This is a genomic window from Abyssibacter sp., from assembly GCF_964229365.1.
Classification (GTDB): domain Bacteria; phylum Pseudomonadota; class Gammaproteobacteria; order Nevskiales; family OUC007; genus Abyssibacter.
Window position 1 is genome coordinate 13479 of record NZ_CAXRDQ010000017.1, and the last position, 26019, is coordinate 39497.

Annotated in this window: 24 protein-coding genes and 1 pseudogene; 12 read left to right on the forward strand and 13 right to left on the reverse strand. The window is 63.0% G+C overall.

Features of this window, described 5'->3' with window-relative positions; all coding sequences use genetic code 11:
* Positions 1 to 66: 66 nt before the first annotated feature.
* Complete coding sequence (locus ACE1EY_RS02325; protein ID WP_291513679.1) at positions 67 to 1179, reverse strand: PQQ-dependent sugar dehydrogenase; 1113 nt, start codon at positions 1177 to 1179, stop codon at positions 67 to 69.
* A 142-nt stretch (positions 1180 to 1321) separates the two neighbouring features.
* Here ACE1EY_RS02325 and ACE1EY_RS02330 point away from each other — a divergent pair, with 142 nt between their 5' ends.
* Genes ACE1EY_RS02330 through ACE1EY_RS02340 form a run of 3 tightly spaced genes read left to right on the forward strand, consistent with a single transcriptional unit; the run spans position 1322 to position 3594 of the window.
* Entirely contained in the window at positions 1322 to 1924 is a 603-nt protein-coding gene (locus ACE1EY_RS02330; RefSeq protein ID WP_291513680.1) for a peroxiredoxin, read from the forward strand.
* Between the two features lie 42 nt (positions 1925 to 1966).
* Positions 1967 to 2962 (forward strand): thioredoxin-disulfide reductase, encoded by a 996-nt coding sequence (gene trxB / locus ACE1EY_RS02335; RefSeq protein ID WP_291513681.1) that lies wholly within the window; start codon positions 1967 to 1969, stop codon positions 2960 to 2962.
* A gap of 11 nt (positions 2963 to 2973) precedes the next feature.
* A complete protein-coding gene (locus ACE1EY_RS02340; protein WP_370299364.1) occupies positions 2974 to 3594 on the forward strand; it encodes a class II aldolase/adducin family protein in 621 nt (206 codons plus the stop codon).
* Here ACE1EY_RS02340 and ACE1EY_RS02345 read toward each other — a convergent pair.
* Positions 3549 to 4463: an alpha/beta fold hydrolase gene (locus tag ACE1EY_RS02345; protein ID WP_370299365.1), complete on the reverse strand. Its 915-nt coding sequence runs from the start codon at positions 4461 to 4463 to the stop codon at positions 3549 to 3551. The genes ACE1EY_RS02340 and ACE1EY_RS02345 overlap by 46 nt on opposite strands.
* A 55-nt stretch (positions 4464 to 4518) precedes the next feature.
* On the reverse strand, positions 4519 to 4845 hold the full coding sequence (locus ACE1EY_RS02350) for a hypothetical protein (protein ID WP_291513104.1): 327 nt from the start codon (positions 4843 to 4845) through the stop codon (positions 4519 to 4521).
* Positions 4846 to 5002: 157 nt separating this feature from the next.
* On the opposite strand from ACE1EY_RS02350, the gene ACE1EY_RS02355 reads away from it, so the two are divergent.
* From ACE1EY_RS02355 to ACE1EY_RS02365, 3 genes are all read left to right on the forward strand, one after another.
* Positions 5003 to 5179, forward strand: a complete 177-nt coding sequence (locus ACE1EY_RS02355; RefSeq protein WP_291513105.1) for a hypothetical protein — start codon at positions 5003 to 5005, stop codon at positions 5177 to 5179.
* Positions 5180 to 5349: 170 nt separating this feature from the next.
* A complete protein-coding gene (locus ACE1EY_RS02360; RefSeq protein ID WP_291513106.1) occupies positions 5350 to 6384 on the forward strand; it encodes a D-Ala-D-Ala carboxypeptidase family metallohydrolase in 1035 nt (344 codons plus the stop codon).
* Between the two features lie 62 nt (positions 6385 to 6446).
* Positions 6447 to 8147, forward strand: coding sequence for a murein L,D-transpeptidase (locus ACE1EY_RS02365; RefSeq protein WP_370299366.1), 1701 nt, complete (start codon positions 6447 to 6449; stop codon positions 8145 to 8147).
* 66 nt (positions 8148 to 8213) lie between these two features.
* Here ACE1EY_RS02365 and htpG read toward each other — a convergent pair whose 3' ends face one another.
* Positions 8214 to 10121: a molecular chaperone HtpG gene (htpG, locus tag ACE1EY_RS02370; RefSeq protein WP_370299367.1), complete on the reverse strand. Its 1908-nt coding sequence runs from the start codon at positions 10119 to 10121 to the stop codon at positions 8214 to 8216.
* Positions 10122 to 10231: 110 nt separating this feature from the next.
* Here htpG and ACE1EY_RS02375 point away from each other — a divergent pair, with 110 nt between their 5' ends.
* Positions 10232 to 12193: a potassium transporter Kup gene (locus ACE1EY_RS02375; protein WP_370299368.1), complete on the forward strand. Its 1962-nt coding sequence runs from the start codon at positions 10232 to 10234 to the stop codon at positions 12191 to 12193.
* A 125-nt stretch (positions 12194 to 12318) separates the two neighbouring features.
* Here ACE1EY_RS02375 and rplS read toward each other — a convergent pair whose 3' ends face one another.
* The 6 genes and pseudogenes from rplS to ACE1EY_RS02405 form a co-directional block, all read right to left on the reverse strand.
* Complete coding sequence (gene rplS / locus ACE1EY_RS02380) at positions 12319 to 12675, reverse strand: 50S ribosomal protein L19 (RefSeq protein ID WP_291513110.1); 357 nt, start codon at positions 12673 to 12675, stop codon at positions 12319 to 12321.
* A gap of 12 nt (positions 12676 to 12687) precedes the next feature.
* Positions 12688 to 13434 carry a tRNA (guanosine(37)-N1)-methyltransferase TrmD gene (gene trmD, locus ACE1EY_RS02385; RefSeq protein ID WP_291513111.1) on the reverse strand — a complete coding sequence of 249 codons (747 nt, stop codon included), beginning with the start codon at positions 13432 to 13434 and terminating at the stop codon, positions 12688 to 12690.
* Positions 13434 to 13937, reverse strand: a complete 504-nt coding sequence (rimM, locus tag ACE1EY_RS02390; protein ID WP_291513112.1) for a ribosome maturation factor RimM — start codon at positions 13935 to 13937, stop codon at positions 13434 to 13436. Before rimM ends, trmD begins: the two co-directional genes overlap by 1 nt.
* A 114-nt stretch (positions 13938 to 14051) precedes the next feature.
* A pseudogene (rpsP, locus tag ACE1EY_RS02395) lies at positions 14052 to 14291 on the reverse strand (30S ribosomal protein S16); the annotation flags it as partial.
* Between the two features lie 128 nt (positions 14292 to 14419).
* Positions 14420 to 15781: a signal recognition particle protein gene (gene ffh, locus ACE1EY_RS02400; RefSeq protein WP_370299369.1), complete on the reverse strand. Its 1362-nt coding sequence runs from the start codon at positions 15779 to 15781 to the stop codon at positions 14420 to 14422.
* Between the two features lie 42 nt (positions 15782 to 15823).
* Complete coding sequence (locus ACE1EY_RS02405; RefSeq protein WP_291513114.1) at positions 15824 to 16588, reverse strand: 3',5'-cyclic-nucleotide phosphodiesterase; 765 nt, start codon at positions 16586 to 16588, stop codon at positions 15824 to 15826.
* A 123-nt stretch (positions 16589 to 16711) separates the two neighbouring features.
* On the opposite strand from ACE1EY_RS02405, the gene ACE1EY_RS02410 reads away from it, so the two are divergent.
* Together ACE1EY_RS02410 and ACE1EY_RS02415 are read left to right on the forward strand one after the other, a co-directional pair.
* Positions 16712 to 17500, forward strand: a complete 789-nt coding sequence (locus ACE1EY_RS02410) for an inner membrane protein YpjD (RefSeq protein ID WP_370299370.1) — start codon at positions 16712 to 16714, stop codon at positions 17498 to 17500.
* A 130-nt stretch (positions 17501 to 17630) separates the two neighbouring features.
* Positions 17631 to 18905: an HlyC/CorC family transporter gene (locus tag ACE1EY_RS02415; RefSeq protein WP_291513116.1), complete on the forward strand. Its 1275-nt coding sequence runs from the start codon at positions 17631 to 17633 to the stop codon at positions 18903 to 18905.
* Between the two features lie 6 nt (positions 18906 to 18911).
* Here ACE1EY_RS02415 and radA read toward each other — a convergent pair whose 3' ends face one another.
* Entirely contained in the window at positions 18912 to 20279 is a 1368-nt protein-coding gene (radA, locus tag ACE1EY_RS02420; protein WP_291513117.1) for a DNA repair protein RadA, read from the reverse strand.
* 188 nt (positions 20280 to 20467) lie between these two features.
* Between radA and ACE1EY_RS02425 the strand changes: the two genes are divergently transcribed.
* The 3 genes from ACE1EY_RS02425 (at position 20468) to ACE1EY_RS02435 (ending at position 24694) form a co-directional block, all read left to right on the forward strand.
* Positions 20468 to 23104 (forward strand): CHASE2 domain-containing serine/threonine-protein kinase, encoded by a 2637-nt coding sequence (locus ACE1EY_RS02425; RefSeq protein ID WP_370299371.1) that lies wholly within the window; start codon positions 20468 to 20470, stop codon positions 23102 to 23104.
* The gene (locus ACE1EY_RS02430; protein WP_370299372.1) at positions 23104 to 23925 is read left to right on the forward strand and encodes a Stp1/IreP family PP2C-type Ser/Thr phosphatase; all 822 of its coding nucleotides are present in this window, start codon (positions 23104 to 23106) and stop codon (positions 23923 to 23925) included. Before ACE1EY_RS02425 ends, ACE1EY_RS02430 begins: the two co-directional genes overlap by 1 nt.
* Before the next feature lie 82 nt (positions 23926 to 24007).
* On the forward strand, positions 24008 to 24694 hold the full coding sequence (locus tag ACE1EY_RS02435) for an FHA domain-containing protein (RefSeq protein ID WP_370299373.1): 687 nt from the start codon (positions 24008 to 24010) through the stop codon (positions 24692 to 24694).
* A 53-nt stretch (positions 24695 to 24747) separates the two neighbouring features.
* On the opposite strand, the gene alr is transcribed toward ACE1EY_RS02435, so the two are convergent.
* The gene (gene alr / locus ACE1EY_RS02440; protein ID WP_291513120.1) at positions 24748 to 25830 is read right to left on the reverse strand and encodes an alanine racemase; all 1083 of its coding nucleotides are present in this window, start codon (positions 25828 to 25830) and stop codon (positions 24748 to 24750) included.
* Positions 25827 to 26019, reverse strand: a 193-nt coding sequence (locus ACE1EY_RS02445) for a DnaB-like helicase C-terminal domain-containing protein (protein ID WP_370299374.1), incomplete at its 5' end; no start/stop codon positions are given. The genes ACE1EY_RS02445 and alr, both read right to left, overlap by 4 nt.

Sequence of the window (26019 nt, forward strand, 5' to 3'; positions counted from 1 at the left end):
CGTTCTCTAGTGCGATTCGAGCATCCTAAGCGATTCGGCCAGAACCGGCATCGCCTGAATGCCTGATTACGAGGATGAAGCGTGATAGGTGATCCGATAGATCACGCCAGCGTGGTCATCCGAGACCAGCAAACTGCCATCGGGGAGCTGTAGCAAGTCCACCGGACGGCCCCAGGCCTTCTGGCCCTGCAACCAACCAGATGCATACGGAGCGTAATGGGTCGCAGAGGAGCCATCCAGGGTCACCCGCGTCAGCCGGTAGCCGATCTTGTTGCTGCGATTCCAGGAGCCATGTTCGGCGATGAGCACCTGCCCCCGGTATTCGGCTGGAAACATCATGCCGGTGTAAAAAATCATGCCCAGCGGGGCGACATGCGGCCCAAGCTTCTGAACCGGAGCCACATAGTCAGCGCAGTCGCGGTTCTTGCCGAACTCCGGGTCAGGCACCTCGCCGCCGTGGCAGTAAGGGAAACCGAAATGCTGACCGGCCTCGGTTGCCCGGTTCAGCTCACCCGGCGGCAGGTCATCGCCCAGCCAATCCCGCCCGTTGTCGGTGAACCACAGATCGTCGGTCTCCGGATGCCAGGTGAATCCCACCGAATTGCGCACCCCGCGCGCATAGACCTCGAAGCCACTGCCATCGGGCTTGAGCCTTGCGATGCTGGAGAACGGATCGCTCTCGTCGCAGACATTGCAGGGCGCACCAATCGCGACATAGAGCCAGCCATCTGGCCCCACGTCCATGAAGCGCCAGCCGTGATGGGCTTCGCCGGGCAACTCGGCGTAAATCACCTCGGGCTTGGGCGGGTTCTGCAGTCGCTGGTCGATGTTCCGCAAGCGACTGATGCGCTCGTTCTCGGCGATGTAGAGATCGCCCTGGTACCAAACCACACCGTTGGGCATGTCCAGGCCCTTGGCGACGATCGTCTGGCGGTCGGCGCGGCCGTCACCATCCGTGTCTTGCAGGGCGTAGACCACGTCTTCACGTCGCGTACCGACGTAGATCACGCCGCCGTTGCTACGTGTGAGCGAACGCGCATTCGGCACGTCGTCGGCGTACAGCGCGATCGAGAACCCGGGCGGCAGCTCAATCTGGTCCAGTCGGCTTTCAACACCCGCAGCCAGCGCCGGTGACGCGCCTGCGGCCATCGCGACGACGCACAGAGTCCAAATACGCATAACAATCGATCCTTGTGAATTCATGTCTTGAGCATGGTCCGGGCAACCCCCACTGTTCCGCCCAGGCTGCGGGGGCGATTAAACTCCTGCGCCCGCACCGCGTTTTTCGCGGAAGCCACCGACCGCAGCAGCAGAGGTTGTCATGAGCGTACTCGTCGGCCGCAAGGCCCCGGATTTCACCGCCGCCGCCGTGCTGCCCGATGGCAGCATCCAGGATGACTTCAGGCTCTCCGACTACGCCGGCCAATACCGCGTGCTGTTCTTCTGGCCGCTGGACTTCACCTTCGTCTGTCCGTCGGAGATCATCGCCCATGATCACCGCGTCAAGACCTTTGCCGAGCGCGGTGTTCAGGTGATCGGCGTGTCCATCGATTCCCAGTTCACGCATTTTGCCTGGCGTAACACACCTACTGACAAGGGTGGCATCGGAGAGGTTCAGTTTCCGATGGTGGCCGATGTGAATCACGAAATCACCGCGGCCTATGGCATTGCGCATCCGACCGACTCCGTGGCGCTGCGCGCCTCCTTCCTGATCGACCGCGGTGGCATGGTCCAGCATCAGGTCGTCAACAACCTGCCGCTGGGCCGGGATGTGGATGAAATGGTGCGCCTCGTCGATGCGCTGCAGTTCACCGAGGAACACGGCGAGGTCTGTCCGGCGGGCTGGCGCAAGGGCCAGCAAGGCATGAAGGCGGACGCCGGTGGCGTCGCCGAGTATCTGAAATCACATGCGGATTCGTTGTAGACCAACGACTCCGGTGCAACGAATCCGACTACAGAGGCACCCATGAGCGAAGCCAAACACCATCGACTGATCATTCTCGGCTCCGGCCCAGCCGGCTATACGGCGGCGGTGTATGCCGCCCGCGCCAATCTGAATCCGGTGGTGATCACCGGCATGCAGGCCGGCGGACAGCTGACCACAACCACCGATGTCGATAACTGGCCCGGTGATGTCGAGGGATTGCAAGGTCCGGCGCTGATGGAGCGCATGCAGAAACATGCCGAGCGCTTCGATACCCAGATCGTGTTCGATCACATCAACACGGTGAAGCTGGATGCGCGGCCGTTCGTGCTCACAGGCGACAGCGCCACCTACAGCTGCGATGCCCTGATTATCGCCACCGGTGCATCGGCGCGTTATCTGGGCCTGGCATCCGAAGAGGCCTTCATGGGCAAGGGCGTATCGGCCTGCGCCACCTGCGACGGCTTCTTCTACCGCGGCCAGAAGGTCGCGGTGATTGGCGGCGGCAACACGGCGCTGGAGGAGGCGTTGTATCTGTCGAACATCGCCGAACACGTGACGATGGTCCATCGCCGTGGCGAATTCCGTGGCGAAAAGATCCTTCAGGACAAGGTCAAGGAAAAGGCCGAGAACGGCAACATCAGCCTCGAGTGGCACCACGAACTCGAGGAGGTCGTCGGGGACGACATGGGCGTCAACGGCATTCGCGTGCGTGACAACCGCTCGGACGATATCAAGCAAATCGACGTGACCGGCTGCTTCATCGCCATTGGCCACACGCCGAACACCGACATCTTCAAGGGTCAGCTGGACATGAATGGCGGTTACATCAAGGTGCGCAGCGGCCTCGAAGGCAACGCCACCGCCACGACGGTACCTGGCGTGTTCGCGGCCGGCGATGTCATGGACCATGTCTACCGCCAGGCAGTGACCTCAGCCGGCTCCGGCTGCATGGCGGCACTGGATGCCGAGCGGTATCTGGACCACCTCGCGGCCACGCAGGAAACAGCCGAGACGGGGACAACCGCCGCACTCTGAGGTCTCGGTCCATGGCCGAACAGGAAGGTGTCATCCAGTACCGGCTGGACTACCACCCAGCCGGTGCCCCGGCCGAATCACCCGACTTTGCCGCCTTGCGGGCGTGGCGTGATGTTCTGCACCGCCTCGGCCTGGTCGGCCAGCAACCCGATCGCTACGATGGCTACGGCTTCGGCAATGTCAGTCTGCGGCGACCCGCGGGGTTTCTGATCAGCGGAACGCAGACCGGCCTGCCAGTGCGTCTGGCGCCGCAGGGCTACGCCGAGGTGACGCGCTGCAATGTCGCTGCCAATCACATCATTGCCAACGGCCCGGTGAAACCGTCTTCCGAAGCCCTGACCCATGGCGCGGTCTACGCGGTCGATGAACGCATCGGGGCCGTGCTGCACGCGCACTCGCCGGAGATCTGGCACCACGGGCCACGCTATCCCGCCACGGCGGCGGATGTGCCCTACGGCACGCCAGCGATGGCGCAGGCAGTCGCGCAGCTTTATCGCGACAGCGACCTTCCCGAGATTGGGCTGTTCACCATGCGCGGACACACGGATGGCGTCGTCGCCTTTGGCGCCACGGCTGAACAGGCCGGTCAGCGACTGGTCGCAGCGCTGGCCCGGTCGCTGGTATCCGTCTGATCGGGTTCGGTGGTCGTCAGGTGCCGGTCGAGGAAGCGAATGGCTGCATCCTCGGCCCCGCCACCGAACGCGAACATGGTGACGTGTTCGCGCAGGTGGTGGATATAAAGCTCGGCGTTGATATCGGCCTGTCGCATGGCCTCAAAGGCGGCCTTGGCGTAGCGCGGCCGCACCAGATAGTCGAGGCCGCCGTGGTACAGAAAACTGGGCGGATCATCATCGCTGATCAGCGTGACCGGAGAAGCCTGGACGTAGAGCGGATCGCCAGCATCATCCGTCCCGAGAAAATCGGGCACCAGTGATCCAGACGCATAGTCCCGTAAATCCATCGGCGCGCCACCGAGCACCAACGCCTGGAGCCTCGTACCTGGCTCAAACAGACCATCGCCAGGGCTGAGCAAGCCCACCATGGCCGCCAGATGCGCACCTGACGAATAGCCGTAAGCCGCTACCTGGTCGATGTTGAGATCAAAGGTGTCGGCGTGTCGGCGCAACCAGCGCACCGCCTGTTGCACGTCCCGAACCTGCGCAGGAAACCTGTACTGCGGCGCGAATCGGTAGCTGACATTGAAGACAACATAGCCATGGCGTGCCAGCTTGTGCGCAAGCTCATCCATGTCGGCACGGCTGCGGCGCGTCCAGCCGCCGCCGTGAATGAGGACGATGCCTGGCCGTATCCCCGCGCCAATGGGGCGGTAAATATCCCCGGCCAGCGGCGCCGGCCAGTCAACCGGCACGTAGCCCTGATCACGGGTCACCTCGACATCAAAGTCCGGTGACGCGGCAGCCCCCGCACCGTCAGGTTGCGACCGGTGGGTCACACAGGCGGTGAGCACCAGCGTCGCGGCGACAATCAGAAATCTGCGCATGCCTGATGATTCGGGCATGCCGGCCCTTTGGATGCCGCGCGGAAGGCGCCGCGGCTTATCGCGGCATGTCGCGCCGGTCGGAAAAATTGATCAGGCCGCGCACGACACGGTAGATGTACCAGATCGCCAGCACAGCGTAGATCAGGAACCCCACGCCGACGATCATCAGCACGGTGGAGATCACCGTCCACAGCAACCCCCACCAGAAGCTGCGCAGCAGCCAGCTATGGTGGCTGCGGATGAATTCGCTGCCGGTCTCGTTGATCTTGATGTGGTTGACGATCACGCCCGCGATCGCCGTCAGGCCGTTGAACGGAGCCAGTGCGTAGAGCACATAGGCGATCAAAAGCGTGTTGCGATCGGTGTCCGTACCGTGGTCCATTCAGTTGCTACCCGTCACATCGAGGCACCAGTGTAAGCGCCCAGCCCGGGGGGAAACCATCACCTGGAATAAACGAGGCCACGGTGTGCGCGATTTGCCATACCCCTGCCCCGCCTCGTAGGGACATTCGATCCCAATAACATCAAGGACGATGGATATGAAGATCTGGACCACCACGCTGCTCGCCGCCACGCTCCTCGGCACGCTGACCGCCTGCCAGGACAGCGCAACGCAGGAACCCGACGATGACAAGGTCGATGCCTTCGAACTGGAAGTCGATGGTGACAAGGTCAAGGTCAAGGCCGAGGAAGATGCCGACGATGACGACGGCTGAACACCGGTCGAACCGACACTGATCGACGCCGTACCGGCCGGTTTGCATCCGGATATAGCACGCTGATGCAACCTGCCGGGCGCGCCACGGTCTGAAACCACGACACTGCAAGCTGCGCGGCGGGGGCCGGGACTCTGCGGCTTGTGGGCACACTCAAACCCGCAGGAGCCATGTCTCTACCCCGCCACATTGCAACGATTGTTCTCACTCTGACCTGGCTGGCGCTACCGATCGCAAGCCAGGCGGCCCTCCCACCGGCCGAGTCCAGCCCGCCGATCGAGCGGTCGCCCGCCGCAACGGAACAAGGCACAGCACTCGCCACGTTGTCGATCAAAGTCGGCGACGAAATCATCCCCTATCCGGTATTTGCGATTTACCTGATGCCGGGCGAACGCCGGTCGATCGAGCCGGTGCTGGAAACCCAGACCAGCCGATTCGAGGTGGCTGCCGCCGGCGGTACGCTCGAATCCGTCGATTCTCAGTTACTCGGGGATGGCGAACAGGCCTGGCTTTGGACCGCGCCTGACACGCCTGGGGTTTACCCGCTCACCGTCCGTCGCAGCGATGACTCCGTGATGATGACCGTCCATGCCTTTGTCATGACCCCCGCCAGCGATGTCATCAACGGCCGCCTGAATGGCTACCGGCTTGGCGGCTACCCACAGCAGGCGTTGCGTGGTCAGGCCATTTACGACCCGCCGGAGGGTTTCGTGGAGGTCACCGACGCCAACCGCGACACACGCATCTCGCCGCATTTCACCCTGGGCGAGTTCGTGGCCAAGCAACGCTCCGACTACCCGAAATACGTCGCCCTGCGCGAGCGCCTGTTGCTGAAGCTGGAAATGATCGTCGAGCAACTCGCGGAGGCCGGTTACCAGGCCTCCGGGCTGCACATCATGAGCGGGTTCAGAACGCCCTGGTACAACGCCTCAATCGGCAACGTGCCCTATAGCCGGCACGTCTGGGGCGGAGCGGCGGACATCTTTGTCGATGAAGCCCCCAAAGACGGCGTGATGGATGACCTCAACGGCGACGGCCGCATCGATGTCGCTGATGCCCGGGTGATCTACAACCTGATCGAAACGCTGTCCCAGGAACGCTGGTACCAACCCTTCGTGGGCGGCATGGGCCTGTACGGCCCCAAACCAGGCGTGCGCGGACCGTTCGTGCATGTCGATGTTCGCGGGTTCCGGGCGCGCTGGTGATAGCCAGCCGCCATGTGCTGAAGATCAAACAGGCAGCGGGGGCTGCACCAAAGGGAGTGACCATGACAGGCCAGACCAGGACGTATATCACCCGTGGACTCATCGCAGCGCTGCTCCTGCTGACGACACTCAGCGGCTGCGGCCCGGATACCCAGGACGCACGCAAGACATTCGGCGCCGCCTTGCAAGCCGAGATCGGTGAGAATCACCCGCCGGTAACGGACTATTACAGCCAACGCGATTTCAAACCGGTGTGGGTGTCGCTGGACACCTCGCTCTTCGGCAGCCCATCGACCACGCAGGCACTGGAGGAATTGATCGACGCCGTGCAGCAGGCCGATTCACATGGCCTGCTGCAGGACAATTACTCGCTGGATGCGCTGCAGGCTCTTCATGACGCCCCACCAGCGTCACCAGAGGCGGCTGCGGCCGGCGAGTGGCGGGCCATGCAGAGCTATCTGCAGTACGCGCAGGATTTCGCTCAGGGACGCTATTCGCAGGCCTCGGCGGACAATGCCTGGTTCATCCCCAAGCCGCCATTTGACCACGGCAGCCAGCTGCGTCAGCTCGACGATTCGGGCGTGTCGGATTCCCTGCAAGACCTGCTGCCACAGACGGCGGAATACCGCCGCCTGCAACGCGCCCGCTCAAACATCGTGGACATCGTCGACGCCGGCGGATGGCCGACCGTTGATGCCGAGGGCCTGATTCAGCCGGGCGAGCATCACGCGGCGATTCCCGACCTGCGGCGCCGCCTGAGCATCTCGGGGGAACTCGACTCAGCCGAACCACAAGGCCCCGCCGCGGAGGATCCGACGCTCTACGACCCGCAAACCGTCGCTGCCTTCACGAAGTTTCAGCGCCGGCATGGGATCGCCGACGACGGCATCGTCGGCCAGGAAGCCCGACAGATGCTCAACTACCCGGCCAGCAAGCGGCTCGAACAAATCGACGCCAACCTCGAACGACTGCGCTGGCTCCCGCGTGATCTCGCCAACGACCGGATCATGGTCAACATTGCCGCCTACTGGCTCGTCGCCTACCGCGACGGCGAGGACCCACTGAACATGCCGGTCATCGTCGGCGAGGAGCAGAACCAGACACCGGCGTTTCACGACACCTTGGAGTTTCTTGAGATCAACCCGTACTGGACGGTGCCCAATTCCATCATCGTCAATGAGATGGCGGCAGAAGCGGCGCAAAACCCGACCTACTTCAGCGAACGAAACATGGTCGTTCAGGCGGACTGGCCGTTGGATTCCGAGGTGCTCGACCCCTCCGATATCGACTGGGACAATTACGCTGATCCCGATGCGAACTTTCCCAACGTGGTCCGGCAGCTACCGGGGCCGGACAATGCGCTGGGGAGGATCAAGTTCATGTTCCCCAACAAGTTCTCGATCTACCTGCACGACACGCCGGCACGGCATTTGTTCGAGAAGGCCGACCGGACATTCAGCCACGGCTGCATCCGCGTCGGTGACCCGATCGCATTGGCTGGCTTCGTGTTGAAAAACACTGATGGCTGGGACGCGGCACGGGTGGAAGAGACCATCGAGTCGCGCGAGATGACCCGCGTCGATCTGGCGGAAGCCGACCGCCTGCCGGTGTACATCTACTACAGCACCGCCTGGGTCGATGAGGACGACGTGCTGTACTTCAGGCCGGACCGCTACCAGCGTGATGCCAGCCTCATGCTGACACTGAAGGCGAGGCACAGCCCGGTTTCATCCGACGCGATCTCGGCGACCCCCGATATCTGAGCGCGCACCGGACGATCCAGCCGGATCGTCCGGTGCCTGTCAGCGGCGCCGCGGTGATTCAGCGAATCAGGCGGCGCCCTGCGAGGTGGCGTCATTGGAGGCCGCCGCTTCACGAAACACCCAGCGATTCAGCCGCTTGACGAAGGCCGCCGGGTCGGTGAGCTGGCTGCCCTCGGCCAATACGGCCTGCTCGTAGAGCATGCGCGCGAGATCGTCGAAATCGGTATCTGTCGACAGCTGCTTGAGATGCTCGAGGATCGGGTGCGCCGGATTCACTTCGAGGATGGGCTTGCTGCCAGGCATACCCGCTTCGCCCGCCTGCTTGAGCAGCTGCTCCAGATGCCGGGACATCGCGTTGTCGCCCACCACCAGACAGGCCGGCGACTCGGTCAATCGCTGCGACAGCCTCACGGACTCGACATCCTCACCCAGCGACTTGCCCAGGCGCTCGACCGTGTCCTTGTAAAGCGTCTCCAGCCGCGCCTGCTCGGCTTCTTCCTTGGGATCGGCCACGACCGACTTCAGGTCCGCCTCGCCACGCGCGACGGATACGAGTTCCTTGTCCTTGTATTCGGTCAGGTGGCCGACCACCCACTCATCCACGCGATCGGTGAGCAGCAGCACTTCGACATTCTTTTTGGCGAAACCTTCGATGTGCGGACTGGACTTGGCCGTGGCCAGATTCTCGGCGGTCAGGTAGTAGATCTTGTCCTGCCCTTCAGGCATCCGCTGAATGTAGGCATCCAGCGTGGTCACGGCATCGCCGTGGGTGCTGTGCCAGCGTGCCAGCCCGGCGATGCGCTCACGCTGGGCCGCCTCTTCGACCACCCCTTCCTTGATCACCGCGCCGAAGGTGTTCCAGAACTCCAGGTAGGTCTCGGCGTCATCTTTGGCCAGACCTTCGATCAGGTCCAGCGAACGCTTGGTGATCGCCGCCCGCAGCTTGTCGACGACACGGCTGGACTGCAGCAATTCTCGGGACACGTTCAGTGGCAGATCGTTGGAATCCACCACCCCGCGCACGAAGCGCAGCCAGGTCGGAAGCAGCTGCTTGGCGTCGTCCATGATGAACACGCGCTTCACGTATAGCTTCAGGCCGTGGTTGGACTCTCGATCCCAGAGATCAAAGGGCGCACGCTTGGGCAGGTAGATCAGTGACGTGTAGTCCTGATTGCCCTCGACACGGTTATGCGCCCAGCGCAGCGGGTCCTCGAAATCATGCACCACCGTCTTGTAGAACTCGGTGTACTCCTCGTCGGAAATCTCCGACTTCGGGCGCGTCCACAACGCCGAAGCGGTGTTGACGGTCTCCCACTCATCGGAGGGCTTGCCTTCATCATCGTTCTTGCGCATGCGCACCGGCAGCGCAATGTGATCGGAGTAGCGCTTGACGATATGACGTAGCCGCATCGGCTCCAGGAACTCGTCCTGATCGTCACGCAAATGCAGGATGATTTCGGTGCCGCGCGGCCGGCTGTCAATTTCGGCCATGGTGTAGCGACCTTCGCCGTCAGAGGTCCAACGCACGGCCTCATCGGTGCCGGCTCGCCGGGTGTTGACGGTGACGCGGTCGGCAACGATGAAGGCCGAGTAGAACCCCACACCGAACTGGCCGATCAATCCGGAATCCCTCTGCTGATCGCCAGACAGCTTTTCGAGGAAATTGCGTGTCCCGGAACGGGCGATGGTGCCGAGGTTCTCGATGACCTCGTCACGGCTCATGCCAACGCCGTTGTCGCGGATCGTGACGGTGCGCTGCTCGCTGCTGGTTTCGATCTCGATCCGCAGTTCCGGATCCTCTGCCAGCAGCGCATCGTCGGTCAGCGCCTCGTAGCGCAGCTTGTCAGCCGCATCCGATGCATTGGAGACCAGTTCCCGCAGGAAGATCTCCGGATTGGAATACAGCGAATGAATCATCAGGTGAAGCAGCTGCTTCACCTCGGTCTGGAATTCGAAAGATTGTGTCTCGCTCATGATGCCTCCCGGAAGTCGGGACGGAGATAAGGGTTAACGCGGAGAATTCAAGGCGTGCGTCTGCGCTTGATTCCCGGCAGGATGGTTTTCTGCTCACTCTGGATCACTGCTTGGCAGCCGACGAAGACAAGAGCGTCTCCACCGTGCCCGATCGCCGGGCGAACGGTGCGGACAGTGGCGAGGCAACCAAGAACGGTACCGCTCCGGCCTCGCGCCCCCTGCCCTGGCTTTGTCTGGCCGCGCTGGGCGTTGTGTTCGGAGACATCAGTACCAGCCCGCTTTACGCGCTACGCGAGTGTTTTAGCAGCGCTCTGGTCCATGTCCCCAGTCATCACGACGCCGTCCTGGGCGTGCTCTCGCTCATCCTTTGGTCGCTCATCGTGGTGATTTCAGTGAAGTACCTGCTGTGGGTGCTCCGCGCCGACAACCGGGGCGAAGGGGGCATTCTGGCCCTGCTCTCGCTGCTTGAAATACGCGGCGAAGCCCGCCGCAGGCCCTGGAACCGCGTGCTGTTGTTCTGCGGCACCTTCGGCGCGGCGCTGCTATATGGCGACGGCATGATCACGCCGGCCATCTCCGTGCTCAGCGCGGTCGAAGGCCTGGAGGTCGCCACCCCTGCTTTCGAACCCTGGGTGGTGCCGATTACCATCGCGATTCTCGTCGCCCTGTTTCTGTTCCAGCAGTTCGGTTCCGGGCGGGTGGGCATGGTGTTCGGCCCGATTGTGCTGTTGTGGCTGTTGACCCTGGGCGGTCTGGGCTTGCACGGCATTGCCCAGGCGCCGCAGGTTCTTCAGGCCTTTAACCCGGTCTGGGCATTGCAGTTCCTGTTCTCGGGCAGCCCCGTCGGGTTCGTCGTACTGGGCGCTGTGTTTCTGGTGGTGACCGGAGGCGAAGCCCTTTACGCGGACATCGGACACTTCGGCAAGCTGCCGATCCGCATCACCTGGTTCGTCGTCGTGCTGCCGTCTCTGATGCTCAACTACCTGGGCCAGGGTGCGTTGATGCTGGCTCGCGGTGGCTCGGTGGACCATCTGTTCTTCGAGCTCGCGCCGGAGTGGGCCGTCTACCCGCTGGTTGCGCTCGCGACGGCGGCCACGGTGATCGCGTCGCAGGCCATCATCACCGGCGCGTTCTCCCTCACCCGACAGGCGGTGCGGCTGGACGAATTCCCCCGGGTGCAGATTCTCCAGACCTCGGAATCCGAACGGGGTCAGGTGTATGTGCCGCTCGTCAACTGGCTGCTGATGATCGCGACCATTGGCCTGGTGCTGGTGTTCCGCCGCTCCGAGGCACTGGCCGGCGCATACGGCGTTGCGATTTCACTGACCATGGTGCTGACAACGGTGCTCATTGCCTTCGTCGCACTGCGCCGGTGGCGATGGAACCCCTGGCTGGTCGCCGCCATCACGGCGCCGCTGCTGGTAGTGGACGTCGGCTTCTTCGGCTCGACGCTGCTCAAGTTCGTCGATGGCGGCTGGCTGCCCATTGTCGTCGCCGCGCTTTTCTACCTGATGATGACTACCTGGGCGCGCGGTCGGCGCCTGCTGGCCCGGCAGGAGTCACGGGCCTCTCGCAGACCCGGCCGGTTCTTTGCGACGCTGGACCAGATGCAGCCGCACCGGGTTCAGGGTGTGGGCATCTTCGTCACGGCCTCGACCCGCGACGTGCCTGCCGTGGTCATCCACCACGTCGAGCACAATCAGGTGCTGTACGACACCGTGGTGCTGCTCACGGTGATCACGCGGCCGATCCCGCACGTGCCGCTGGATCAGCGGGTGCGAACGCGAACCCTGAACCAGGGCTTCATCCGGATCCGGCTGTCGTTCGGCTTCATGGACCCGCCCGACGTGCCACGCTCACTGCGTCATTGCCCCCATCTCGGCTTTGACGCCAGCGATGCGACCTACTACGTCACCCGGCGCACCGTACTCCCGACCGATCGCGTGCCGGGCATGCAGGTCTGGCGTGAACGCCTGTTCGTGCGCCTGCTTCGCAATGCGACGCTACCGACGACCGAATTCCGCCTGCCACCCGACCGGGTACTGGAGATCGGCCGACGCATCGAAATCTGACCCGCCGGGCTCAGCCTGTCGGTCAAACGCAAGAACGCCCAGCCGATCTCGATCAGCCAGGCGTTCTTGAACGGGCTTGCCTCGCAGCGGGAAACGACGGAAACGCCGCCTCCGCTGCGCGATGGCTAGCCGCGCTTGGCCAGCTTTTCCTTGATGCGTGCGCTCTTGCCGCTGCGCTCGCGCAGGAAGTAAAGCTTGGCGCGGCGCACGTCACCGCGACGCTTGACCTCGATGTCGGCAACCATCGGGCTGTGGGTCTGGAACACGCGCTCCACACCTTCGCCATGGCTGATCTTGCGCACGGTGAATGCCGAATCCAGACCGCGGTTGCGCTTGGCAATGACCACGCCTTCGAAGGCCTGCAAACGCTCGCGATCGCCTTCCTTCACACGAACCTGGACGACAACGGTGTCGCCAGGGCCGAATTCCGGGATGTTGGATTTCAGCTGTTCCTGGTTCAGTTCATCAATGATATTGGTCATGGCCATGGTGCCTCACGTGTTGTTTCCGGACTGCTCGGCCACGAATTCGGCCAACAAGCCCTGCTGTTCATTGTCTAGTGTCAAAGCCTGAAACAGATCAGGCCGTCGTAACCAGGTCTGCCCGAGTGCCTGCTTCATGCGCCACCGCGCAATCGCACGATGGTCGCCACCCAGCAGCACCTCCGGCACCGCGCCCCAGGCGTCATCCGCCGGGCGCGTGTAATGCGGATGGTCCAGCAGACCATTCGCAAATGAATCCTGCGCCGCAGAGGCTTCATGCCCAAGTACTCCGGGCAACAGCCTCGCGACCGCATCGATGAGGACCATCGCCGGCAGCTCGCCGCCGGATAGCACCACATCCCCGATCGACACTTCCATATCGACCACTTCGTCAATCACCCGCTGATCCAGGCCCTCGTAGCGGCCGCAAATCAGCACCAGTCCCGGTTCCCGGGACAGGCGACGCGCCAGCGCGTCGGTGAGCCGCTCGCCCTGCGGACTCAGGTACAAGACCTTGCCCGTCGGCTGCGCAGCCCGTGCCTGTTCGAGCACCGCGCGCATCGGCTCTGGCCGCAGCACCATGCCGGGGCCACCGCCGTAGGAACGGTCATCCACCGTACGACGGCGATCACTTGCGCCATCGCGCAACTGCCGGCTGGTCAACTCCAGTTCGCCCAGCGCTATCGCCTGACGCACCATGCCATGTCGACCCACGGCGTCGACCAGTTCCGGAAAAAGGGTGATGACATCAATCTGCATCACACGAAATCCGGGTCCCAATCCACGACCACGCGACGAGCCTTCAGGTCCACTTCGCGGACCACATGCTCACGCACGAACGGGATCAACCGTTCCTCGTCACCGCGCACCACCATCACATCGTTGGCACCGGTTTCCATCATGTTGACGACAGCGCCAAGGCGCTGGCCGCCAACGGTTTCCACTGTCAGACCCACGAGGTCGGCCCAGTAGAGTTCATCGCTTTTCGGCAGTTCCGATCGGGGCACGCAAATTCGTGCGCCGATCAGCGAAGCTGCCGTCTCGCGGTCTTCCAGCGGCTGTTCGTTCTCCTTGAGATGAACAACCATTCGCTTGCCGATCCATCCGCCCTTGCGCACCCTGACTTCGCGGCGCTCGTCCAGCTGCCAGCGTTTGTAGTCGAGAATGTTCTCGCGCGGGTCGGTGTACGAACGGATCGTCAGGCCGCCTCGGATGCCATGGACGCCGATGATCTCGCCCAGGACAACCCACTGCGTACCCAAGGATCAGCTGTCCTTGGCGGCTTCCTCGGCCGGTGCCTCCGCAACTGCCTCGGTCGGCGTTGCGGCTTCGGTGGGTGCAGCTTCGGCTGCCGGCGCGGCTTCCGCACCACCGTTGCGCTTGTATTCGCGAATCAGCGACACCACACGCTCGGACACCTGCGCGCCCTTGGCCTGCCACTGGGCGATCTTGTCCAGATCGAGCAGCAGCGGGCTTTCCTTGCCGCGGGCAACCGGGTTGAAGAATCCGAGACGTTCGATGTAACGACCGTCGCGGCTGTTGCGGCTATCAGTCGCAACCACGTGATAGAAGGGACGCTTCTTGGCGCCGCCTCGGGCAAGTCGAATCTTGACCATGGTAAATCCTGGAAAAACAACGAATCTGCGCGACACAGGCCGCGAAAAGGCCGCGTATTGTAGCGGGATCGGCTGGAATGTGAAGCGTTTTTGCGATATTCGCGCGGGTTTTTGCCCGCCGATCCGGATCAGCCCTGCGGGAAGCCCGGCGGACGTCGCCCACCCATCTGCCGCATCAGCTTCTGCATGCCGCCGCCCGAAAGCTTTTTCATCATCTTCTGGGTCTGGGCGAACTGCTTGAGCAGCCGGTTAACCTCCTGCACCTGGGTGCCGGAACCGGCAGCGATCCGCTTTTTGCGCGACGCCTTGATCACCGCCGGAAAGCGTCGCTCCTGCACGGTCATCGAATTGATGATGGCAATGGTCCGGCCGATCTGTTTGTCGTCGACCTGCGAGGCTGCATTGGCGGGCAGTTGTCCCATGCCCGGCAGTTTGTCCATCAGGCCGGCCATGCCGCCCATGTTCTGCATCTGCCCCAGCTGGTCGCGAAAGTCCTCCAGATCAAAGCCTTTGCCCTTCTGCAGCTTCTTGGCAAGCTTTTCAGCCTTCTGGCGGTCGATCTTCTGCTCGGCTTCCTCGATGAGCGACAGCACGTCGCCCATGCCCAGGATGCGGGATGCCACACGATCCGGGTGGAACGGTTCCAGGGCTTCGAGCTTCTCGCCAACGCCCAGAAACTTGATCGGGCGCCCGGTGATGTGCCGCACCGACAGCGCCGCGCCACCGCGCGAATCGCCATCGACCTTGGTCAGCACCACGCCGGTGAGCGGCAGCGCGTCGCCAAAGGCCTTGGCTGTGTTGGCGGCATCCTGACCGGTCATCGCATCAACGACAAACAGCGTCTCGGCGGGATTGACCGCAGCGTGTAGCGCCCGGATCTCATCCATCATCGCCTGATCAATGCCCAGCCGCCCGGCGGTATCGACGATCAGGACGTCCTTGAACTCCTTGCGGGCGCGTTCCAGCGCACGCCTGGCGATCTCCACCGGTTTCTCGGCGCCGTCACTGGGGTAGAAATCGGCGTTAACCTGCCCGGCCACGGTTTCAAGCTGACCGATGGCCGCCGGGCGATACACATCACAGGACGTCACGGCGACCGATTTTTTGCGGCGTTCGATCAGGTGCCGCGCGAGCTTGCCGGTGGTGGTGGTCTTGCCCGAACCCTGCAGGCCGGCCATCAGGATCACGGCCGGCGGCTGCGCACGCAGCTCCAGATCGACATTCTCCTGCCCCAGCACGCGCTCCAGTTCACCCTGGACGATCTTCACCAGGGCCTGGCCCGGCGTGAGGCTTTGCATCACCTCGGCGCCCACGGCGCGCTCGCGGATGCTGTCGATGAAGTCCTTGACCACCGGCAGCGCGACATCGGCCTCCAGCAGGGCCATGCGCACCTCGCGCAGGGTCTGCTTGATGTTGTCTTCGGTCAGCCGGCCCTGACCACGCAGCTGCGTGATCGTGCGGTTAAGCCGATCGGTCAGATTCTCGAACATGGGAATACGTTATTGGACTGGAATGCGGGCGTCGAACGCGCGTCAGATCGAAATGATGTCACCGCGCTGCAGAAAACGCACGGCCCAGCCCTTGAGCAGGCCGGGCAACTCGGCCTGAATCTTCGCTTCAAAGCCGGGCTTGTTATGAGTGATGAGTAACTCGGGACGGTGCTCGAGCTTCTCCAGATCAGCCGCCAGCGTGGCCGAGGTGTAATGCCGGGTGATCGCACCGATCTCCGCTTCCTCGGCCGGGAACGACACTTCGATGATGAGTTTGTCGAGTTGATCCAGCGCGTTGAGCGCGGACCAGAACGAGTCGTTGGTCGCCGTGTCGCCGGAAAACGCGAAGGTCGCGCGCCCGTCCTGGACCACATAACCCACCGCCGGAACCGTGTGCTGCACAGCAACCGGCAACAGCCGTAGCCCGTCCACGTCCACCGGCACACCCTGCTCGACGCGGGCAAAGCGCATCGTGGGTTCTTCTTCGCTCGGCAGCTTGGAAAAATCAGGCCATAAGGCCCAGTTGAACAGATGATTTTGGAGCACATCGAGGGTGGTATCGGTGCCGTGCAAGGTCACTCCAGAACCCTCGGCATCGTAGACCACATCCATCAGAAACGCGGCACCGGCGACGTGATCCAGATGCGCGTGCGAGAAGAAGATGTGGCGGACTGCCTCCATGGCCGCGGGCGACAGATCACACACGCCGGTGCCCGCATCAAGCAGCATCGTCCCGTTGACGAGAAACGACGTTGTCCGCAGACCGGGACCCACTCCGCCATTACAGCCAAGCACCTTGATGTTCATCCCGCGTCTCGGACGGAGCGTGCCCGGATGCTAGCACAGGCCTGGAAGGCCCCTGTGCGGAGTCCGGCACCGCTATGCCATGATTCGATCCATGCTTTCGAATTTGATGATAACCACCCGTTCATGCAGACCCTGATCACCGTTCTCGCGATGGCCGCCTACGCGATCGCTGCGATCGGTCCGTCCGGACAGAACCTGCGTCGATTGCAGCTAACCGCCGGTATTGGCGGCGCGGTACCGCATGGGGGATTGTTATTGACGCCGCTACTGTCCGGCAGCGGAATCCATCTCGGCCTCGCAACCGCAGTCTCTCTGGTGACTTGGCAATCTGCGGTGATGCTGCTGCTGTTTGCCGCCCGCGAACCCGTGGGGGGGCTTGCACGCTGGGTGTTCACTGCCGCCGTCGTCGGCCTGGCCATCGACTGGCTCGTGCCGGGCGATTCGCCTCCGGTGGTGCTGGATAGCTGGCTGCTAACCGCCCATGTCGCCTGTTCGGCCTTGGCCTACGGCGTGCTGACGCTGGCCGCGATGCAGGCGATTACACTGTGGTCACGTAATCGGCGGCTGCATGAACATCCCGGACCGCAGACCCAGCTCGGCGGTGTACCCTTGCAGACCATGGAACGTATTCTGTTCCAGATGATCGGTCTCGGCTTCGCGCTGTTGACGCTTAGCCTGGCCAGCGGACTGGTCGTGACCCGCAACGTGATCGAGCAGCACCTCGCCCACAAACTCGTCTTCACCGTCGTGGCCTGGGCGGTGTTCGCGGCCCTGCTCGTCGGGCGTTGGCAGCTCGGTTGGCGGGGGCGTACGGCGATTCGCTGGATGGGCACGGGATACGCGGTTCTCGGCCTGGCCTACTTCGGGTCCAAGTGGGTTCTGGAGTCGCTGATGCACACGCATTGGGGCTAGCTGAACTCTGAATAACTTGACAGCAGTGGCTGTGATTTTCGATTCTGCCTGCTCAATGCTTTTGCTAGCTCATGCGCGACACGTGAGCTAACGAAAGGATTCTAGGTCGATTGGGCGAGGCCCCTACGCGTTGGACGACATTCCGTTAACGGTCCTGTTTGGACTTCTGGCAGCACTGCTCGTGTTGTCGGCATTCTTTTCTGGCTCCGAAACTGCGCTCATGACGGCCAACCGTTATCGGTTGCGCCACCTCGCCAAGTCCGGCCATCGCGGCGCTATGCTTGCGAGCCGCCTGCTGGACCGCCCGGATCGGCTCATCGGCGTCATTCTGCTCGGTAACAACCTCGTCAATATCGGCGCGTCGGCAATCGCGACGATCATCGGCCTGCGGCTTTACGGCGATGCCGGCATTGCCATCGCGACCGGTTCGCTGACATTGCTGGTGCTGATTTTTTCGGAAGTCACGCCCAAGACCCTGGCGGCGTTGCATCCCGAACGCATCGCGTTTCCCGCCAGTTACGTGTACTGGCCGTTGCTACGCTTAGTCTATCCAATCGTATGGGTGATCAACCTGATCGCCAACGGCGTGCTGCGCCTGATCGGGGTGACGCCGGAAGATGCCGCGATGCACAGCCTGTCTTCGGAGGAACTGCGCACGGTGGTTGCCGAAACCGGCGCGATGATTCCGCAACGCCATCAACGCATGCTGCTGTCGATTCTCGACCTGGAAAAAGCCACGGTCGAGGACATCATGGTGCCGCGCAACGAAATCATGGGCGTGGACGTGTCCGACCCCATCGACAAAATCATCGACGAACTCAGCCGCAGCCAGCACACGCGCCTGCCGCTGTTCGACGGCTCCGTCGAGGAGCTCAAGGGTGTCATCCACCTCCGCCGCGTGATCTCGTCTGCCACCGAAGGCAACTTGACCCACGAGACGCTGTTGTCGCTGGCACGTGAGCCCTATTTCATTCCCGAAGGCACGCCGCTGAACCAGCAGTTGCTGAACTTCCAGAACCAGAAGCGGCGAATCGGCTTCGTAGTCGATGAGTACGGGGACATCCAGGGCCTGGTGACGCTGGAAGACATCCTCGAAGAGATCGTCGGCGAGTTCACGACCGATCCGGCGACCCGGATGAAGAACGTCTATCTGGATGCCGACGGTACCTACTTGGTCGACGGCAGCGTGACCGTGCGCAGCCTGAATCGCACCATGGGCTGGAAGCTGCCAGTAGGCACTGCCCGAACGCTGAATGGCGTCATTCTGGAGCAGCTGGAGGACATTCCCAAGCCCGGCACGACGCTCAAGCTGCGCCAGTACGTGATCGAAATTGCGCAGACCAAGGCGAATGCGGTCAAGATGGTCCGCATCCGCCCGCCAGGCGTGACACCGACCACCAGCTAGCCAGGGTCAGAGGGTATCCAGGACCTCGGATAATCGCTTGACCGCGACCACCTCGATCCCGCCCGCACCGCCCGCCCGGGGCCGGTTCGCCGCCGGCACGATCGCGCGTTTGAAGCCATGCTTGGCAGCCTCGCGAATACGATCCTCACCGCCAGGCACCGGCCGGATCTCTCCCGACAATCCCACTTCGCCGAAGATCACCCAGTCGTGCGGCACCGGGCGGTCGCGGAAGCTGGATAACGCCGCCAGCAGCACGGCGAGATCGGCAGCGGTTTCGGTCACGCGGACACCGCCGACAATGTTCACGAACACATCCTGATCTGCCATGGCGATTCCGCAGTGCCGGTGCAGCACGGCCAGCAGCATGGCGAGGCGCTGGCCGTCCAGGCCGACTGCGACCCGGCGCGGGTTGCCCAGATGCGAGCTGTCGACCAGCGCCTGACACTCGACCAGCAGAGGCCGTGTGCCCTCGCGAGTGACCAGGACGGTGCTGCCGGGAACGGGCTGCGCGTCACGAGTCAGGAAGATCGCCGAGGGATTGCTCACCGGCTTCAGCCCGGTTTCGGTCATCGCGAAGATGCCCAGTTCGTTCACCGCGCCAAAGCGATTCTTCACGGCGCGGATCAGCCGGTAGCGGCTGCCCTGATCGCTTTCGAAATAAAGCACGGTGTCGACCATGTGCTCCAGTACGCGAGGGCCGCCGATGGCGCCCTCCTTGGTGACATGACCCACAAGAAACACAGTGGTGCCGGTCTGCTTGGCAAAGCGGACGAGCCTGGCAGCGGATTCGCGAACCTGGGACACCGATCCGGGCGCCGAATCCAGGGAATCGGTCCACATGGTCTGAATGGAATCGATGACCATGAGCTTGGGCTTGAGCCGCTGCGCCTGATCGAGAATCGCCTCCACCTGCGTATCGGCCAACAACGGCAGCGCGGTGTCGCCGGCGCCAAGCCGGCCGGCCCGCATCGACACTTGGGACAAGGATTCCTCGCCAGTCACATAAATCGACGGTTGGATTGCGTGAATCGCGCACAGCAGCTGCAGCAACAACGTCGACTTGCCGATACCAGGGTCACCACCGAGCAGGTTCACCGAACCGGCGACCAGACCACCGCCCAGGACGCGATCGAGTTCGGATAACCCGGTAGGCACCCGGGCCATCGCGTCTTGCTTCACTTCATTGAGTTGCTGCAACGCAGTGGTGCCGGCATAGCCGCCCGCGCGCGAACCGGCGCGGCGCCCGGCCGACGGCGGTTCGCTGGGCGCTTCCGTGAGTGTGTTCCACTCGCCACAGGCAGCACATTGCCCTGCCCACTTGGGCGACTCGGCCCCGCAGGACTGGCAGAAGAATCGGGGTTGCGCTTTGGGCATGGGGTTCGAGTGGTTCGCTCGCCGGCTATCAGCTGGTCAGCAGATTAGCGGCGCGGTGGCGGATGGATTGTTTGCGAAGGCCGTAGACAGCATCACAGTGCCCCGAACTGGGGGGATCAGGCTCGCTGGTGTTCTACGGTCCAGATACCTAGACTGCACCAGATCAACGCGCAAGGGGAGTGCGTGCTTTGAAGCGCAATGTTTTGGGGTCGGATACCACCTTCGGCCTGATCATGACGGTGGTCTTCGCAATCCTGGCTTACGGGGTCTGGGGGCCGGTGTTTCAGGGACTCGAACGCTGGGGCTATGACCTGGGCGTGCGGGCATCCGACAAATCGCCCAGCGACCGCGTCGCAGTTGTCGCCATCGACGATGCCAGCATCGCCAACCTCGGCCGTTGGCCTTGGCCTCGCGACCTGCACGCTGAAATGATCAAGACGCTGGCCAGCGGCGGCGCCAAGGGCATTGGCAGCACGGTGCTTTATTCCGAAGCGCAGCAGGATGCCGGCCTCGCCTACATTGATGCCTTGGTCGAATCCTTCATGCAGTCCTCACTGGTCAACACCGTTCCGCAAGAGGTCGCGACGCTGCAGGCGGAGATCGACAAGCTGCGCGCCACCGGAGCCAATCGCGAAGCGGTGAGCGCGCTGCAAGCGCTAACCCGTGACTCGGCACTCACCAACTCCCTGAATCAGGACATCGAATCCGTCGCCGTGCAGTTCCTGCAAGCGCAGGACGCCCTGAACACCGACGCCAAACTGGCCGCGGCCTTCGAGGCTGCCGGCACGGTCGTCCAGGCGATGGTCTTCCAGCTGGGGCAGCCGCAGGGTCGCCCGGACCAGCCATTGCCGGACTACGTGCAGGCCAATGCGCTAACCCATGTCGTCAATGGTGATGTCGCTCCCATTCCGACGCTCGCCGGCCTGCCACCCATTCCCGTGATCGGACAGTCCGCGGCGGCCATCGGGCATCTAAGCCTCACGGCGGATGTCGACGGCGCCCAGCGCTACGAACCCCTGGTGCTGGAACACTTTGGCGCGTACTACCCGTCACTGCCCCTGATGCTCGCGGCCCGGGCCTTGAACCTGACTCCGGCCGACATCGAAGTGCGTCTGGGCGAAGGCATCCGGCTGGGCGGGCTGGAGATCGACACCACCCCCGATCTGCGGATGTACAACTACTTCTACGGGGCACAGAACGGCGCCCCGCCCTTTCCCGTCGATTCCTTCTTCGACGTGTTGGTTGGCAACATCCCGCCCAGCAAATACCGCGACAAGCTGGTGCTGATCGGCGCCTCGGCTGCGGGGATCGGCGATAGCATCGCCACCCCGGTCTCGGCGCAGATGGCGCCGGTCGTCTCGCTGGCGCATACGGTGTCCAGCATTCTCGAAGAACACTTCTTCGTGCGACCCGCCTGGGCGGTCTGGGCCGGGCTGGGCGCCTTCCTCCTCGCCGCGGCGTGGCTGGTTGTCGGCCTGCCCCGCCTCGGCGCTGGCGTCTCGGCGGTGGTCACGCTGGTTCTGGCCCTGGGGCTCTTCGTGACCGAGTTCGTGCTGATGGTTACGCAATCACTGTGGATTCCGCTGCTCATCCCGGTGGTGTTTCTCGTGCTGGGCCACGTCGCAATGACCGTCAAGCGGCTGCGCGTCACCGAGCGGCTGAAGGTGGCCTCTGAGTTAGAGGGCGCGGAATCCAACAAGATGCTGGGCTTGGCGTTTCAAGGTCAGGGCCAGCTCGACATGGCCTTCGACAAGTTCCGTAAATGCCCGGTGGATGATGGTGTGCTCGACGTGCTCTACAACCTGGGCCTGGACTATGAGCGCAAGCGCTCCTTCGGCAAGGCCCACGCGGTGTATCAGTACATGGCGCAGCACCAGCCGAAGTTCCGTGATCTGCAGGACAAACTCAAACGCGCCAAGCAACTGGAGGAAACCGTCATTCTCGGAGGCGGCTCGTCCGGCGGTGGTGCCACCCTGATCACCTCGGGCGACGACATGGAAAAACCCATGCTGGGCCGCTACGAAGTGGTCAAGGAACTGGGCAAGGGAGCGATGGGCACGGTCTATCTGGGCAAGGACCCCAAGATCGGTCGCACCGTCGCGATCAAGACCATGGCCTTGCAGCAGGAATTCGAGGAGGACGAACTCGAAGACGTGAAGGCCCGCTTCTTCCGCGAGGCGGAGACCGCAGGCCGCCTCGCGCATCCGAATATCGTCACGATCTTCGACGCCGGGGAGGAACACGATCTCGCGTTCATCGCCATGGAGTTCATCAAGGGCTACGACCTGACCAAGCACACGAAGTCGGCACAGCTATTGCCGGTACCCGATGTCATCAAGCTGGTTGCCGATGCCGCCGATGCGTTGGACTACGCCCACAACCAGAACATCGTCCACCGTGACATCAAGCCGGCGAACCTGATGTGGCTGCCGGAGGAGCGCGTGGTCAAGGTCACTGATTTCGGCATCGCTCGCATCACCGACGCCTCGAAAACCAAGACGGGCATGGTGCTGGGCACACCGTCGTACATGTCGCCGGAACAGTTGTCCGGCCGCAAGGTTGACGGACGTTCAGATATCTTTTCGCTAACCGTGACCCTCTACCAGCTGCTCACCGGCCAACTGCCGTTCCAGGCCGACTCCATGGCGACATTGATGTACAAGATCGCCAATGACGCGCACGCACCCGCCAACAGCGTGCGGCCAGAACTTCCGCCCGAGGTGGAGGCCATTCTGGAAGCGGGCCTGCAAAAGGAATACGAGAAACGATTTGCGCGGGCGGCAGAGTTGTCGCGTGCGCTGCGTGGTCTCGCGGTGGATAGCTGATGCCCAGCGGTCTTCGAGGCGCGATCGATTTCGCGATGGAGTCGGATGTCGGTCGCGTTCGCAGCAATAACGAGGACGCCGTCGGTGCCGATCACGAGCTCGGCTTGCTCATCCTGGCCGACGGCATGGGCGGCTACAAGGCCGGCGAGATCGCCAGCGGCATGACGGTGGCCAGCGTGCTGGAAACAGTGCGCAAGCAACTCCCCTCGTTGCGGGTGGACGATAGCGACGACGACCACTCCCCGCATGCCCTGCTGCTGCGCGAAGCGCTGGAGACCGCTCACACCTCCGTCTATCACGTGTCGCGCTCGCAGAAGCAATGCGAGGGCATGGGCACGACGGCCGTGGTGCTGTTGTTCCGCGATGACTGCATTGCGGTGGCCAGTGTTGGCGACTCGCGGCTCTACCGACTTCGCGACCGTGAAATTCAGCAGATCACGCGCGATCATTCGCTGGTCCAGGAATTGATCGACCGTGGTTTTTATACAGCCGAAGAGGCCGAAACCAAGGTGGCACGCAATATCGTCACCCGCGCGCTGGGCATCGAGCCCGAAATCCAGGTAGATCTCATTGAGGAACCGGCCGAAGTCGGCGACATCTATCTGATGTGTTCGGACGGCCTTAGCGATCTCGTGCGGCCGGAAGCCATTCGCTTAACCCTGCTCCAGTTTGCTGATAACCTCGAAAACGCTGCGGCTGAACTCGTCCGTCAGGCGAACATCGCCGGGGGCAAGGACAACGTTTCGGTCGTCGTCGCACGCGTAAACAAACCGTTTGCGGAGAAACGCGGCTGGTTCGACCGCGTCAAGAGTTGGCTATGAAGGGCCGCATTGCGCCCAAGGGACACGCAGACCAGACATTCACTGTGTCTGCCCAGGCAGTTAGGGAGAGAGGCGCAAAGCCATGAGCAAACTCATCGTGACCGATGGCAAGGAACTCTTAGACACGGTTGAACTTACGCCGGAGCGCATCACCATCGGCCGACATCCTGACAACAGCGTGCAGCTGAACGATCGTGCGGTCAGCGGCCATCACGCCGTGATCGTCAACATCATGTCCGAGTCGTTTCTGGAGGACCTGGACAGCACCAATGGCACCTTGGTCAACGGTCGGCGAATCGCCAAGCATCCGTTATCCCACGGCGATGTCATCACCCTGGGCCATCACACCCTGAAGTACGAATCCGACGTTCAGGTGGACGAGGACGAGCTCGAAAAGACCATGATTCTGCGTCCGGGCCAGCTCGCTGCTGCGGCGGGCGAAACCCTGGGCTCGGTCAGCGCTGCGCCACCGCCGGCAGACAAACCGAAACTTGGTGTGCTGACGCTGTCCAGCGGCGCCAACGCGGGCAAGCAACTCCAGCTGACCAAGGCCTTGACCACCGTAGGTCGCCCCGGCGTGCAGGTCGCTGCGGTCACCCGGCGACCCGATGGTTACTACATTGTCCACGTGAGCGGCCAGCGCAATGCCGAGCAGGCCCCACCCACCGTGAATGGTGAATCGATTAGCGGCCATGCCCGGCAGCTTTCGCCGGGTGATGAGATCCACCTTGCCGGCGCAACCCTGACGTTCAGCCTGGCTGACGCCTGACGTTCAGCCTGGCTGACGCCTGACGTCCGGCCGCGCGGACCAGCCCGTCCGGGTCAAGCACCTCGTTCGAGATAGCGAACCCGATTGGTCAAACCACAGAACAGGTCGTAGGCGATCGTCCCGGCGTGTTCAGCCACCGTTTCCGCCGGCAGCCCGTCACCCCATAACCGTACGGAATCGCCGACCTGCGCCTCCGGACAGCCCCGCAAATCCACGGTGATCATGTCCATGGAGACCCGGCCGATCAGCGGCACGCGCTGACTGCGGATGAGCACTGGTGTGCCAGCCCGCGCGTGGCGCGGATACCCGTCACCATAGCCAACGGCCACCACGCCAAGCCGCGTGGGCTCCGAACAAACCCATTCGCTGCCGTAGCCTACTGCTGCGCCCTGGCTGACCTCGCGAATGGCGATCACCCGGCTGCAGACATCCATCGCTGGTCGCAGCCCGCACTGTGCCGCCGACCGACCTTCCAGTGGTGAGGCGCCATAGAGCATCACCCCTGGCCGCACCCAGTCCTGTCGAGCCTCCGGGTATGCGATCAAGCCCGCGGAATTGGCCACGGTTCGTGCGCCGGGCAGGCCCTCGACCGCGCGAAAGAACTGTGCGAGTTGCGCCTCGGTCGCTTCGCGATCCAGCGCGTCCGCGTTCGCCAGATGCGTCATCCAGCCCAGTAATTGCAACTGCGGCATGGCGTCGACATCCGCGAAGATGGCTGAGGCACGGGCCGCGTCGAACCCTAGCCGGTTCATCCCGGTATCGAGCTTGATCCAGACCGGAATGCGCGCCTCGGATGAGGCCCGGCGCAACACATCCAACTGCCAGGGCGCATGGATCACGAGCCGGTCACGACGTGCGATCACCTCAGGCAGCTCCGAGCGGTCGATGAGGCCTTCCAGCAATACACAGGGCGTTTGGCAGCCGGCGTCGCTCAGTTCCACGGCCTCGTCCAGACAAGCGACCGCGATTGCATCCAGTTCGGCGTCCAGGGCGTGGGCCACGCGGACAGCGCCGTGGCCGTAGGCATCCGCCTTGAGTGCGCCCATGACGTGAGATGTCGGGGCGTATTGTCGAACGACTCTGAGATTGTGGCGAATGGCCGCGACATCAATCGTCGCCGTGACGCGCTGCGTCAAAATTCTTCGTCCTGGTAGTGCGCCACATTGTCGAAACGGGTGTACTGCCCGGTGAACGTGGCGTCGACCTTGCCAATGGGGCCGTTACGCTGCTTGGCAATGATGATTTCGGCGATGCCGCGGCGGTCGGTGTCCGGCTTGTACACCTCATCGCGGTAGATGAACATGATCACGTCGGCGTCCTGCTCG